Below are 12,578 nucleotides of genomic sequence, written 5' to 3' on the forward strand. Positions count from 1 at the left end.
CTAAGACGCTATTACTTCTTCTAGCACGTTATTTAACGCTATTTGTAATGTATCTACACCAACACGACCTACAAAATCATAAAATGTTTCGGCTGGTAATTTATTCTCTTTGAAATAACTTATAAATGATGCGAGTACATCAGGTAGATCCTCGCCATCTATTTTTCCTTTTAACTTTTGATTGTAGGCACCGCCATCTAACAATGTTCCACCAACGTATATTTCAAACGCTTCAACAATACCTTTTTCCTTCGTTTTCATTTTCACCCCTTGTAACCCAATGTCAGCAATTTGACGTTGACCACATGAATTCGGGCAGCCTACCATATGAATTCGAACTGGAACATCGAGTGCAATTTGTGTATCTAAGTATTCTGCAATTTTTCGTAATCTTTCTTTCGTTTCTACTAGTGCAAGATTACAATATTCAATACCGGTACATGAAACCGCATGACCAATAAATGATTTCGGGCTAGCAGATATCGCTTCAAACAGCGGTTCACTAAGTAATCCTTTTACATTTTCTGGAGGAACGTTTGGAATAATGAAGTTTTGCGAGTTACATGTACGAATTTGTCCATTTCCATATTGCTTTGCGATTCTTGCAATCTCAAACATTTCTTCTGCATGTAAACGACCTACCGGTACATTAAAACCTACATATTTTAATCCCTTTTGTTTTTGGTCTTGAACACCATAAAAATAGCCTGCATTCCATCCTTTGAGTGCACTTTCCCCTTTACTTTGTAAAGGCCCTGTATACTCTATTAGTTTCTCTTTAAATTTCTCTGCTCCCCAGTCCGCAACAAGAAATTTCAACCGAGCTAAATGACGTTTTTCACGATATCCAAAATCACGGAATATAGTAGCAATCGCAATCGCCACCGCCTTCACTTCTTCTGGTAAAACGAATACATCTAATTCATCAGCTAAATACGGTCGAGCTGATAATCCTCCACCTACTTTTATATGAAAACCAACTTTTTTCTCACCATCTATTTCTTTCGTTGCAGGCGTAAATGCAACACAGTTAATTTCTGCGTTTGCTGAATTATAAATATTAGAACTAATAGACATTTTAAATTTACGTGGCAAGTTAGAAAACTCTTCATTATGTTGGAAGTAATCATATACTTCTTTTACAATATGCGTTGTATCGAATAGTTCATTTGCATCAATACCAGCAAGCGGATTACCTGTAATATTCCGCGTTATATCACCACAAGCCCCCGCTGAAGATAACCCAACTCTTGCTAATCTTTTAAAAATATCTGGAATTTGCTGAATTTCTAACCAGTGAAACTGAATCGCCTGTCTCGTCGTAATATCTATTACATTACGTCCATAATCTTCAGCGATAGAAGCAAGTACTTCTGCCTGTGCATTTGTAATAATCCCTGACGGAACATTTACCCGCATCATAAAATAACCAGCTTCTTTCGGTCTTTGTAAATACAAGCCTGCCCATTTAAAGGCATCCCACTCTTCTTTCGGAATAGATTCGAAACCATTTTCCGCATAGTAAGGAATATCATTAAAAATTTCTAAGCCATCTTTTTCTAATTTATTTTTCTCGGTCTGATTTAATTTTTCATTGTTAGCCCATACTTTTTCATAACTCATTGTTTATCCCCCTATATAAAACTACGCTCTTGTAAGTACTTCACGATTTGTTCTGCACATTCTTCAATAGAATATTTGTGCGTTTCTACAATTAATTCCGCTTGCTCTGGCTCTTCATAAGGCGAATCAATACCTGTGAAATCCTTAATATCACCTTTTCTTGCCTTTTTATAAAGTCCTTTCGGATCACGTTTCTCACACTCTTCAATCGGACACTTCACAAAAATTTCAATAAATTCATCTGCCGCTAATAAATCTCTTACTTGTTTGCGGTCTACTCGAAATGGTGAAATAAATGCTGTAAGGACAACTGCTCCTTGGTCTACAAATAACTTTGCCACTTCGCCAATACGTCTTATATTTTCCATGCGATCACTTTCAGAAAATCCTAAGTCTTTATTTAAACCGTGGCGAATGTTATCCCCATCCAGCACATAATTTCCAATATTCTTTTCAAACAGTTTACGAGCGACCGCATTCGCTACTGTAGATTTACCCGAAGCTGATAAACCAGTAAACCAAATTACAAAACTATGATGTCCATTCTTCACTCTTCTCTCATCTTTTGAAACCGAAGCTGTATGCCAAGTAATATTCGTATCCATCTCGTTCTCTCCCTATTCTGTTACTACTTCTTTTTTCAAGCCTTTAATTAGCACTTCCACTACTTCTTTACGACTAAATGTACTTGGCGGAATCTCACCGTTTCTTAATAATTCTCTTACTTTCGTACCCGATAAAATAACATGATCTTCTTTTCCGTGCGGACATGTTTTCGTTGAAGCCATCGCTTCACATTTCGTGCAGTAAAAACTATGCTCAAAGAATAGTGGTGTAATTCCTAACTCTTCTATCGTAAAATTTGTGAAGATTTCTTGCGCTTCATACGTTCCGTAATAATCTCCTACTCCAGCATGATCACGCCCTACTATAAAGTGGGTACATCCAAAATTCTTTCTTACTAACGCATGAAATATCGCTTCCCTTGGTCCTGCGTAACGCATGGCAGCAGGAAATACACTTAAAAAGACACGATTTTTCGGATAATAGTTTTGAAGAAGTACTTCATAGCTTTCCATTCTTACATCAGCAGGAATATCATCCGATTTCGTTTCTCCAACGAGCGGATTTAAAAAGAGACCATCTACAATTTCAAGAGCAGATTTTTGAATATACTCATGGGCACGATGTACCGGGTTTCTCGTTTGAAATCCGACCACTGTTTTCCACCCACGTTTTTTAAATGCTTCCCTCGTTTCAATTGGGTCTAAATGATAAGAAGGAAATTGATTATTTTCAAAGCGTTTTGTTAGAATAATAGTTCCTCCAACGTAAACGTTTGGTCGTTCATATAATTTTTTCACTCCTGGATGAGCCTCATCCGTTGTTTTATATACAAGTAACGCTTCTTTTTCTTTATCTGGTACAAAAATATCTTCTATTTGAATGACACCGTATATATTTCCATTGTTGACAAGCTTTACTTCCTCTCCAGCCTTCAGGCTTTCTGCGACTTTTTCTGTTACCGGTAATGTAATCGGTATACTCCACACACTACCATTTGCTAAACGAAGCGTTTCTACAACAGAATCATAATCTTCCTTCCCTAAAAAACCAGTAAGGGGGCTATATCCACCTGTCGCCAATAGTTCTAAATCACTTAACGCAATATTGTCTAATTTAATTTCTTTTTCAATTTGTGATACGTCATATGTCTCATCTATACGGTTTACTAATTCGTTTACTATGCTCATTTTTCTATATCCTCTCTTCGCTTTATTTCAAGATTCATCTTATTGGTAATGAAGACCACATTCAGTTTTCACTTTTCCAGCCCATCTACCATCTCTTGAATCGCCACCATCCCCTACAGGTAACGTACATTTCTCACACCCAATACTTGGATAGCCAACATCATGCAACGGGTTATACGGCAAGCTATGTTTGTATACATATCGCCAAACTTCTTTCCACGTCCAATGAATGAGTGGACAAACTTTAATAGATTGAAAACGATGATCTTGATTTATAAACTTTGTATGCTTACGTGTTTCTGATTGTTCCCTTCTTAAGCCCGATATCCATGCTTTTTCCACGACTAATGATTTTTCTAAAGGTAAAATTTTTCTAATCTTACAACAAAGATTCGGATTGCTCTCCCACAGTTTTTCACCATGCAACTTCGCCTGTTCATCAAGTGTAAGTTCTGGCTGTTTTTCTATAATATTCAATGAAGGAAATCGTTCCCGCACTTTTTGAATTAATTCATACGTTTCTTGAAAATGAACATTTGTATCCAAAAATACAACTTTAGCAGATGGATTTACTTGGTTTATAATGTGCAGCAATACCATACCTTCCACCCCAAAGCTACATGCGTAGACAACCTCATCTTTATATTCTTTATAAGCCCAATTTAATACTGATAACGCACCTTTTGTTTCATCTTCTTCCGAAAACGAAACAACATTTTCTTCCCACGTTTCATACGTCAACATGTTTTTTCCCCCTGTAAAAGCAAAAAGACGGTTTTAACCTAATGAAAATAGGTTAAAACCGCCTCTAGTTTTTCTAGTCAGCGCTTTTCACTTTAAACGTACTTTTTCACTTTTCTCTAACTGAATTACTTTTCCATCTTGCACAACAATTGTAATTGAACCATATTTCATATCAGCAAGCATCGCTTCAATCTTCTCGGATACTTCATCAAAATGTTCCCGTACACTCACGCGAACAGCCCCCCTTTTTATTCATAAAAAAAATCTTTCCCATTTCGAAAAGACTGTTCGGTAATATATTTTACCTTATCTTTCAAAATGGATCCCATTTTGCTGGATTTAGCACCTTGCTTTCTATAAGCAGGTTGCCGAGCTTCTTCGGGCCAGTTCCCTCCGCTTCTCTTGATAAGCTTTGTATTTGTATTTTATCACAATTCTGATTTTTTTCAATCCTAGTTTTCCGATATATTTTAATTATTTTATTTTATAAAAAAGGAATTGTCCATTCGAACAACTCCTTTTCCTATTTAGACAAGCTCTTTAATACGTATGCGATCGTTCCCAATAATATTTTCATATGTTTCGCGTTCCACAACTACTTGCGATGTTCCGCCTTTTGCAAAGACAACGGCTGGTCTTCGAATCCGATTGTAATTATTCGCCATCGAGTACCCGTATGCTCCTGTACAGGAAACTGCTAGTAAATCAGAAGCAGCGACTTTCGGTAAATGAATATCCCAAATCAACATGTCTCCACTCTCACAGCATTTCCCAGCAATCGAAACGAGTTCCTCATTCTCATCATTCCCTCGATTCGCTAACATCGCTTCATAACGCGCACTATATAAAGCAGGTCTTAAATTATCTGTCATTCCACCATCGACTGATACATATTTCCGAATACCAGGAATATCTTTCACAGATCCAACTGTATAAATTGTTGTCCCAGCATCACCTACAATGCTACGGCCTGGCTCAATCCATATTTCTGGCAATGGATATTCACATACAGTAAATTGTTCTCTCACTGCACTTGTTACAGCTCGCACATATGTCTCAAGAGTTAATGGTGTATCTGACTCTGTGTAACGTATTCCAAATCCCCCGCCTACATTTAACACTTTTACTACATAGTTTGTTTGCTCTCTCACTTCTTCTAAAAATTGGCGAAGAACTTCAATTGCTCGAACAAAACCAGCTGTTTCAAATATTTGCGACCCAATATGTGAATGGATCCCTAGCACATTATAATTTGATTTTTGTAAAGCAAATCCAATTGCCTGCATCGCTTGACCGTTTGAAACACCAAATCCAAATTTCGAATCATCTTGACCTGTTGTAATATATTCATGTGTGTGCGCCTCTACTCCAGGCGTTACACGAATTAATATGTTCACAAATTTCCCATGTTGCATCGCTAAATCGTGTAAAACTTCTAATTCAAAGAAATTATCTACGACAAAACAACCGATATTCGCCTGAAGAGCCATCACTATTTCTTCTTCTGTTTTATTATTTCCATGAAAATGAATACGTGATGCCGGAAATCCTGCTTGGAGCGCAGTATATAATTCTCCCCCAGAAACAACGTCTAATGACATACTCTCTTCACGAGCTACTCGGCACATCTCCATGCACAAGAACGCCTTGCTTGCATATGCTACTTGATAAGAGAAACCACTTTCTTTAAAAGCACGATGAAATGCTCGGCATTTTCCTCGAATAGACTCTTCATCGTATACATAAAGTGGTGTTCCGTATTGCTTTGCTAGCTGCGTCGTATCGCACCCTCCAATTTCTAAGTGTCCTTGCCCATTAATTCGGCTTGTGCCGTGTAAATACATTTAAATTCCTCCCTTATTTCCTCTAAAACTCATAACCCCAATCTTCTATTCATTGCAGCACGCTTTTAGATAGACAAAAAACGCGCGGAACAATGTTCACACGCGTTTCTTATTAGGAAAAATATATATTGAAAAAATAAACGAGTTGTTATCTCCTCAAAATAAGAAACCGCATCAACATCTCCAAATAGCTCTCCATAAAATAAATCTTATGACAGTACTACATTTATTCAATGCAGTCCCAATATATGAATAAGATGGTTATTCTTATATTTCGGCAATAGTCCCTTTCAACCTATGATCACAGATTCCATTAAATCTCCCATAGCTTACTCTTTCCTATCGCGGCCTCTACCTTTGAGAGTAGATGAGGTAAGTCTATTTAATTTTCAAACATCTAATTGTTGCTATTAACAATACCAAAGGACCATTTTATTTGTCAAACAATTTTTATATTGTTTTTTTACAGTTTAGTTTCGTATCATTTGGTAAGCGCTTTACTGAAATCTTTGTCACTTCCCATTCGCCTTCTTCGTTATTAAATGTAATCGTTACCTTCTCAAATGGTGGAGCAATTTTCCCAGCAACACGTTCATACTTTGTCACTTCAATACTTGCTTGAAATAAATATGTACCGCTATACACTTTTTTTAAACTAATAATTTTAGGACATTGATAAGGTTTCAAACTTCCATATTGTTTTTCAATTGCTTTATTTATTTTTGGAAATAAAACAGAATAAAGTGCATCTTCCATAAGAGGTGCATCATATTGGGCTACCGACACACTCGGTGAAGTAAAAAGTATAACACTACTGCATGCTATAAAATATAATAATTTTCGCATTATAACCTCCGTATAATCACGCGATTCTTTCTGCGTACGATAATTATCATACATAGAAATTCTGTTTTATTGTCTCCCACCACTCTTTTTCTACTCGATTATTATAAAAAAGCCCACAACCTTCTTTTATTTTCGTATAATGATACTCATAGTATAATAATCATAATAACAAAGGACTGTTCGTATATATAAAATGAGTCGTTAAGCAAACTGACTCACAAGAACTGTCATGCTTTTTAGGAGAGGAGTATATTATGCTACAACATCTGTTTCCAAAACTGCGATTTGCACTCGTTGCAGTCGTTTTACTATGGATTAAAACATATATTGTGTACAAGCTAGCATTTGATATTAAAATTGATAATTTCTTTGAAGAATTCATGCTTTTTATCAATCCACTAGCTGCGTTACTTTTATTTTTCGGCTTAGCTTTACTTGCATCTAAGCACCGAAACCGAATTATAATTGGAATCAGTTTTATACTGTCATTTATTTTATTTGGAAACGCAATGTTTTATGGGTTCTATAACGATTTCGTTACTTTCCCGGTTTTATTCCAAACAAACAATATGGCTGATTTAGGGACAAGTATAAAAGAACTCTTTACGTACAAAACATTACTTTTATTTGCAGATGCAATTATTTTAATGTTTATTTCACGTAAATTCCCATCATTTGGCGACAAAACACCACTTTCCCGCTCAGAGAAGCGAACATTCTTTAGCGGTGTAACAGCTTTATTAGCACTACAAATTGTTGTATCAGTTATTTATAAACCACAAATGTTCTCGCGCTCATTTGACCGTCAAACTGTCGTGAAGAATTTAGGTTTATACACATACCATCTATTTGATATTACGCTTCAATCCAAGTCTTCAGCTGAGCGTGTATTTGCAAGTGGGGATGGGTTTTCTGAAATTAAAAACTATACAGACTCAAAAGACAAACAAGTTGATAAAAACTTATTTGGAGCTGCAAAAGGTAAAAATGTAATTTTAATTTCAATGGAATCTACACAAAACTTTGTTATTAATAAAAAAATAAATGGAAAAGAAATTACACCATTTTTAAATGAATTTATTAAGGATAGTTTCTATTTCGATAACTTCTATCATCAAACTGGACAAGGCAAAACTTCTGATGCTGAATTTATCGTTGAAAACTCACTTTATCCGCTAGATCGTGGTTCTGTATTCTTTACTCATGCAACAAATGAATACACAGCGACACCAGAACAATTAAAGAAATACGGATATTCTTCTGCCGTCTTCCATTCAAACGATAAAACGTTTTGGAATCGGGATGTAATGTATCCTGCGCTTGGATATGATCGTTATTTTAATTTAAATGATTACGCAGGAACGGAGCAAATGTCTGTCGGTTGGGGATTAAAAGATAAAGAGTTCTTTGAACAATCTATTCCAAAGTTAAAATCTTTACCGCAACCGTTCTATACAAAATTTATTACATTAACAAATCATTTTCCGTTTCTTCTAAATCCGGAAGATCAATATGTTGATGAATTCAACTCGGAAAGTGGTGTTGTAAACCGCTACTTCCCAACTGTTCGTTACACAGATGAAGCTCTTAAATTATTTATTCAACAATTAAAAGAAGAAGGATTATATGATAATTCCGTTATTGTCATTTATGGTGATCATTACGGTATTTCCGAAAACCATAACGCAGCTATGGCACAGTTCCTAGGAAAAGATACTATTACACCATTCGATTCTATGCAATTACAACGAGTCCCTCTTATTATTCATGTGCCTGGCCAAGAAGGAAAAGTTGTTTCTAAAGTATCCGGTCAAATTGATATTAAGCCAACGCTCCTTCATTTACTTGGTATTAAAACAAATAAATCCGTTGAATTTGGAACTGACTTATTTATTAAAGAGAAAGACCCGCTTATGGTAATGCGTGATGGTAGCTTTGTTTCTGAAGAGTATGTTTATACAAAAAATATGTGCTACAAAAGAAGTACGGGTGAAGAAGCTGACATGACGCTATGTCAGCCGTATATTGAAAAAGCAAAAACAGAATTAAAATTCTCCGACAAATTAATTTATGGAGATTTATTACGCTTCGATCCTAATAATCGATATAAAACTGGAACGATGACAACGAAATTTGAATAGTAAAGGAAGCAACTTTATACAAGTTGCTTCCTCTTTTTATTTTCACTTAATTTTCAAACCATCCTTCTATGAAATCTTTCACAAATTGGTAATTTCTTTCGTATGAGGAATAAATTTATGGTATGATAAAATAAGTAAACTTTCATACACTAATTAAGAATTTATTACAGAAAGCAAGGGATCAGATTTTGTATAGAGCAGCTATTCCAAACTTATTTACGCTCGGAAATTTATATAGCGGATTTTTATCAATCGGCTATGCATCTTTAGGATATTATAAATCAGCTGCTATTTTAGTACTTATCGGGATGATGTTAGATAGTCTTGATGGTCGTGTTGCTCGTTTATTACGTGTTGATTCACAAATGGGAAAAGAGCTCGACTCGCTTGCAGATGTCGTAACATTTGGTGCAGCACCTGCTGTTTTAATGTATTACACATCTTTCTCAAACTACGGAATCATCGGATTATACATAGCGGGATTATTCCCTCTTTTCGGAGCATATCGTTTAGCACGATTTAATGTAACACCATCTTCTACTTCAATGAAATATTTCACCGGAGTACCGATTACAGCAGCGGGAGGGCTTGTTGCTTTCTTAACATTATTTTCACATACCATTCCAAAAATCGTTCTTATTACCGTATTTGTAACGTTCGCATTTTTAATGGTGAGCCGCATTCGTATCCCAAGTTTAAAAGATGTACCAATTCCACGATATAGCATCATTATTACACTATTTTTAGTTGGAATCATTATTACAATGTATCAAACAGGATTTGGCAATTTTTCTGTTTTCTTATTCATTGCCATTCCACTATATATTTTGTACATGTTATCTCAATTCATTAGACAAAGACCGTCTAAAAAAGCGAATAAAGAAAAATAAGAAAACCTTCCGAGTCCGGAAGGTTTCTTTTTATTTTGTGACTAATACCTTTTGATTTACAGGTGTTACTGGCTCTTCGCCGTTTAATACAGCTAAAATATTTCTGACAGCCATTTCAGCCATCGCATCACGAGTTTCAAACGTTGCATTCCCTACATGTGGAGCAAGTACTACATTCTTTAACTCTTTTAGCTCTTCTGTAATTTTCGGTTCAAATTCAAACACATCAAGAGCTGCCCCTTCAATTTCATTCGTTTTTAATGCATAAGCAAGTGCTGCTTCATTCATAATTGGTCCACGTGAAGCATTTACAATATACGCTGTTTTCTTCATCATTTTAAACTGCTCTTCATCAATCATATGATGTAATTTCGGATTATAAGCACAGTTAATTGTAATAAAATCTGCTGTTTGTAATAATTTTTCCAACGTCACATACGTTGCTCCCAGTTCACTTTCAGCTTCAAACTTACGATTTGGCCCTGTATATAAAACATCCATTCCAAATGCTTTCGCACGTTTTGCAACAGCCTTCCCGATTTCTCCAAGACCAATAATTCCGATTGTCTTACCGTGGACTTCTCGTCCTAAGAAAAATAACGGTGCCCATCCGTTAAATCCAGTCGTACGACATAACGTATCCCCTTCAGGAATTCTACGCGCCGCTGCTAAAAGAAGTGCAAATGTTAATTCTGCAGTCGCTTCCGTTGATACTTTCGGTGTATTCGTTACTGCAATTCCTTTTTCACCCGCATACGTGTAATCAATATTGTCGTAACCAGCACCATAGTTTGCAACAATCTTTAAATGAGGCGCTGCATCAATAACTTCTTTTGGCACCTTTGTCGAAAGTAAACTTAACAATGCATCTTTATCTTTTACACGCTCTGTTAATTCATCTATAGAAATTAATTCCTCTTTATCGTACATTTCTACATCATGATCTTTTAATAGTTCTAATCCAATTTCCGGAATTTTTCCCGCTACTAATATTTTTGCCACTACTAACACCTCTTCTATAGAAAATAAGATATCTCTTATATTTCATTGTAAGAAATCCACATATAAAAACCAAGGAATTTGATTATAGTTTTGAAAATCGACACTTTTCCATGAAAAAAGAGGAGATGCAACTCTCCCCTCTTCTTACGCTTTTTCCTGCGATTCTTTTCCGAGCTTCACATCAATAGTTCCTTCTGCAACCGTATCGCTAATTTGCTCCTCAATAACCGATTGAGATGCAGCATTCGTTTCAGAAGTATAAGCTTGTTGCTGTGCAACTTGTACATTTTGTTTATTTTGTTGTTTCGCCATTTCTTACCCTCCTTTTCATTCTTTCTTATTTTGAACAAAAAGGGTGGTTTTCATCAAAAAATTGCGTTTCATTTTGAATTTGTTACTTCTTCTTCAAGCGACCTCATTACTCTTGCTCGCTTCGTAAATGTTGCAACCTGAGTAACACCGTGCGCTCGTAATGTTTGTACATTCTCTTGTACATAGTTCCCTAAATCATTTGGATAATGGGCATCCGAAGAAATCGTAATTGGAACACCATACTTAGCTAATACTTGTAAATATAGTGGACTTGGGCACATTTCACGAACAGGATAACGATAGTACAATCCTGCATTTATTTCTGTTGCCGTATTCGTTTCTACTAACGCACAGGCAATTTCCTCATAATAAGAAAGCTGTTCATTCTCATCCAATCGATAATTAAATACCTTTATATTATCTAGATGAGCGATAATATCAAATAACTCGGTACGAATCGCACTCTCAACTGTTTTAAAAAACGTATCGTATAATGCGCGTAGGTCATGCACCTCAAAATATTCTTTCGTATCTGGATTATCAAATCCCCAGCCATTTAGAAAATGAACAGAGCCAATTACATAATCAAAGTCTCCTAGCGCTAATAATTCTTTTAACTCTCCTTCACAACCAATAAAATAATCCGCTTCAATTCCAAGTTTAAGTGTGACACCTCTTTTACTCCATCGTTCTTTCGCCTCTTCAATTGCCTTTGTAAAATCATACAGTGAAACTACCCTTACTTGATCTAACCATTCTTTCTGTATACGACCGCGCTTAGAATCACTAATATCTACATATTTTTCATAATATCCTTTCGCTTCATGAAAACGATATAGATGATCAACAATTCCCACTTCTTTTATTCCTTTTCGCACAGCTTCTTCTAAATATAGATCTATCCATTCTGTTGTAAATGGCCCTTCCTTCACACGTTTTTGCAAACGCTCTTGTGTTTTCATAAGCCAATCCATAGAATGCCTTTCTTGAAGCGGTTCATAACATTCCAACGCTTCATTTATTTTAGCAAGCCATCCTATTGAATACGGTCCTTCTTCTAAGTGAAGATGATAATCTACTTTCATATACATTCCCCCTTATAATGTATCTATTTCCCTTCTATCCCCAACTCTCGAAAGCTTTCCATTTCGTTCTTTCACCTCTCGCATGACATCTTCCAATGCGATATTTTTTTCAGCTAATAAAACGAAACAGTGATAAAATACATCAACCATTTCTTTCACTACTTCTTCTTTATCATTATTTTTACATGCGATAATTACTTCAGCACACTCTTCACCAATTTTCTTTAAAATTTTATCTTCTCCTTTTGAAAATAAATAATTTGTATACGATTCAGGAAGTGGGCTTCCCTTTCGTTCTTCAATTGTTTTATACAGCAACTTAAAGGCATTTTCCATA

The 12,578-nt window shown here is 35.7% G+C and carries 13 protein-coding genes and 2 riboswitches; of the genes, 2 read left to right on the forward strand and 11 right to left on the reverse strand.

Annotated elements, in window-relative coordinates:
- From GBN91_RS08495 to GBN91_RS08525, 7 genes are all read right to left on the reverse strand, one after another.
- Entirely contained in the window at window positions 1-1,623 is a 1,623-nt protein-coding gene (locus tag GBN91_RS08495; RefSeq protein WP_016122164.1) for a nitrite/sulfite reductase, read from the reverse strand.
- Window positions 1,624-1,634: 11 nt separating this feature from the next.
- Complete coding sequence (gene cysC / locus GBN91_RS08500) at window positions 1,635-2,228, reverse strand: adenylyl-sulfate kinase (RefSeq protein WP_000380499.1); 594 nt, start codon at window positions 2,226-2,228, stop codon at window positions 1,635-1,637.
- 12 nt (window positions 2,229-2,240) lie between these two features.
- Complete coding sequence (sat, locus tag GBN91_RS08505) at window positions 2,241-3,377, reverse strand: sulfate adenylyltransferase (RefSeq protein WP_000029491.1); 1,137 nt, start codon at window positions 3,375-3,377, stop codon at window positions 2,241-2,243.
- Window positions 3,378-3,416: 39 nt separating this feature from the next.
- Window positions 3,417-4,121, reverse strand: a complete 705-nt coding sequence (locus GBN91_RS08510) for a phosphoadenylyl-sulfate reductase (RefSeq protein ID WP_000959020.1) — start codon at window positions 4,119-4,121, stop codon at window positions 3,417-3,419.
- An 87-nt stretch (window positions 4,122-4,208) separates the two neighbouring features.
- Complete coding sequence (locus GBN91_RS08515) at window positions 4,209-4,352, reverse strand: YezD family protein (protein WP_000116158.1); 144 nt, start codon at window positions 4,350-4,352, stop codon at window positions 4,209-4,211.
- A gap of 72 nt (window positions 4,353-4,424) precedes the next feature.
- Window positions 4,425-4,533, reverse strand: a riboswitch (SAM riboswitch).
- A 115-nt stretch (window positions 4,534-4,648) separates the two neighbouring features.
- Entirely contained in the window at window positions 4,649-5,965 is a 1,317-nt protein-coding gene (gene lysA / locus GBN91_RS08520) for a diaminopimelate decarboxylase (protein WP_000280676.1), read from the reverse strand.
- Window positions 5,966-6,145: 180 nt separating this feature from the next.
- A riboswitch (Lysine riboswitch) is annotated at window positions 6,146-6,327 on the reverse strand.
- Window positions 6,328-6,415: 88 nt separating this feature from the next.
- Complete coding sequence (locus GBN91_RS08525) at window positions 6,416-6,811, reverse strand: DUF3888 domain-containing protein (protein WP_001228823.1); 396 nt, start codon at window positions 6,809-6,811, stop codon at window positions 6,416-6,418.
- Window positions 6,812-7,065: 254 nt separating this feature from the next.
- Here GBN91_RS08525 and GBN91_RS08530 point away from each other — a divergent pair, with 254 nt between their 5' ends.
- Together GBN91_RS08530 and pssA are read left to right on the forward strand one after the other, a co-directional pair.
- Window positions 7,066-8,952: an LTA synthase family protein gene (locus GBN91_RS08530; protein WP_025688976.1), complete on the forward strand. Its 1,887-nt coding sequence runs from the start codon at window positions 7,066-7,068 to the stop codon at window positions 8,950-8,952.
- A 188-nt stretch (window positions 8,953-9,140) separates the two neighbouring features.
- Complete coding sequence (pssA, locus tag GBN91_RS08535) at window positions 9,141-9,842, forward strand: CDP-diacylglycerol--serine O-phosphatidyltransferase (RefSeq protein WP_000285417.1); 702 nt, start codon at window positions 9,141-9,143, stop codon at window positions 9,840-9,842.
- Between the two features lie 30 nt (window positions 9,843-9,872).
- Here pssA and GBN91_RS08540 read toward each other — a convergent pair whose 3' ends face one another.
- From GBN91_RS08540 to hisE, 4 genes are all read right to left on the reverse strand, one after another.
- Complete coding sequence (locus tag GBN91_RS08540) at window positions 9,873-10,844, reverse strand: NAD(P)-dependent oxidoreductase (protein WP_086389302.1); 972 nt, start codon at window positions 10,842-10,844, stop codon at window positions 9,873-9,875.
- 144 nt (window positions 10,845-10,988) lie between these two features.
- The gene (locus tag GBN91_RS08545) at window positions 10,989-11,156 is read right to left on the reverse strand and encodes a DUF4025 domain-containing protein (protein ID WP_001118893.1); all 168 of its coding nucleotides are present in this window, start codon (window positions 11,154-11,156) and stop codon (window positions 10,989-10,991) included.
- 68 nt (window positions 11,157-11,224) lie between these two features.
- Entirely contained in the window at window positions 11,225-12,241 is a 1,017-nt protein-coding gene (locus GBN91_RS08550) for a histidinol phosphate phosphatase domain-containing protein (protein ID WP_152121387.1), read from the reverse strand.
- Between the two features lie 12 nt (window positions 12,242-12,253).
- Window positions 12,254-12,577 carry a phosphoribosyl-ATP diphosphatase gene (gene hisE / locus GBN91_RS08555; RefSeq protein ID WP_000426358.1) on the reverse strand — a complete coding sequence of 108 codons (324 nt, stop codon included), beginning with the start codon at window positions 12,575-12,577 and terminating at the stop codon, window positions 12,254-12,256.
- Between the last annotated feature and the right edge of the window lies 1 nt (window position 12,578).

Source organism: Bacillus sp. B1-WWTP-T-0.5-Post-4 (genome assembly GCF_009183795.1).
GTDB lineage: Bacteria > Bacillota > Bacilli > Bacillales > Bacillaceae_G > Bacillus_A > Bacillus_A cereus.

Coding starts and splice junctions, on each gene's coding strand:
- GBN91_RS08495 (WP_016122164.1), bottom strand. CDS start 1,623: ATGAGTTATGAAAAAGTATGGGCTAACAATGAAAAATTAAATCAGACC.
- cysC (WP_000380499.1), bottom strand. CDS start 2,228: ATGGATACGAATATTACTTGGCATACAGCTTCGGTTTCAAAAGATGAG.
- sat (WP_000029491.1), bottom strand. CDS start 3,377: ATGAGCATAGTAAACGAATTAGTAAACCGTATAGATGAGACATATGAC.
- GBN91_RS08510 (WP_000959020.1), bottom strand. CDS start 4,121: ATGTTGACGTATGAAACGTGGGAAGAAAATGTTGTTTCGTTTTCGGAA.
- lysA (WP_000280676.1), bottom strand. CDS start 5,965: ATGTATTTACACGGCACAAGCCGAATTAATGGGCAAGGACACTTAGAA.
- GBN91_RS08525 (WP_001228823.1), bottom strand. CDS start 6,811: ATGCGAAAATTATTATATTTTATAGCATGCAGTAGTGTTATACTTTTT.
- GBN91_RS08530 (WP_025688976.1), top strand. CDS start 7,066: ATGCTACAACATCTGTTTCCAAAACTGCGATTTGCACTCGTTGCAGTC.
- GBN91_RS08545 (WP_001118893.1), bottom strand. CDS start 11,156: ATGGCGAAACAACAAAATAAACAAAATGTACAAGTTGCACAGCAACAA.
- GBN91_RS08550 (WP_152121387.1), bottom strand. CDS start 12,241: ATGAAAGTAGATTATCATCTTCACTTAGAAGAAGGACCGTATTCAATA.
- hisE (WP_000426358.1), bottom strand. CDS start 12,577: ATGGAAAATGCCTTTAAGTTGCTGTATAAAACAATTGAAGAACGAAAG.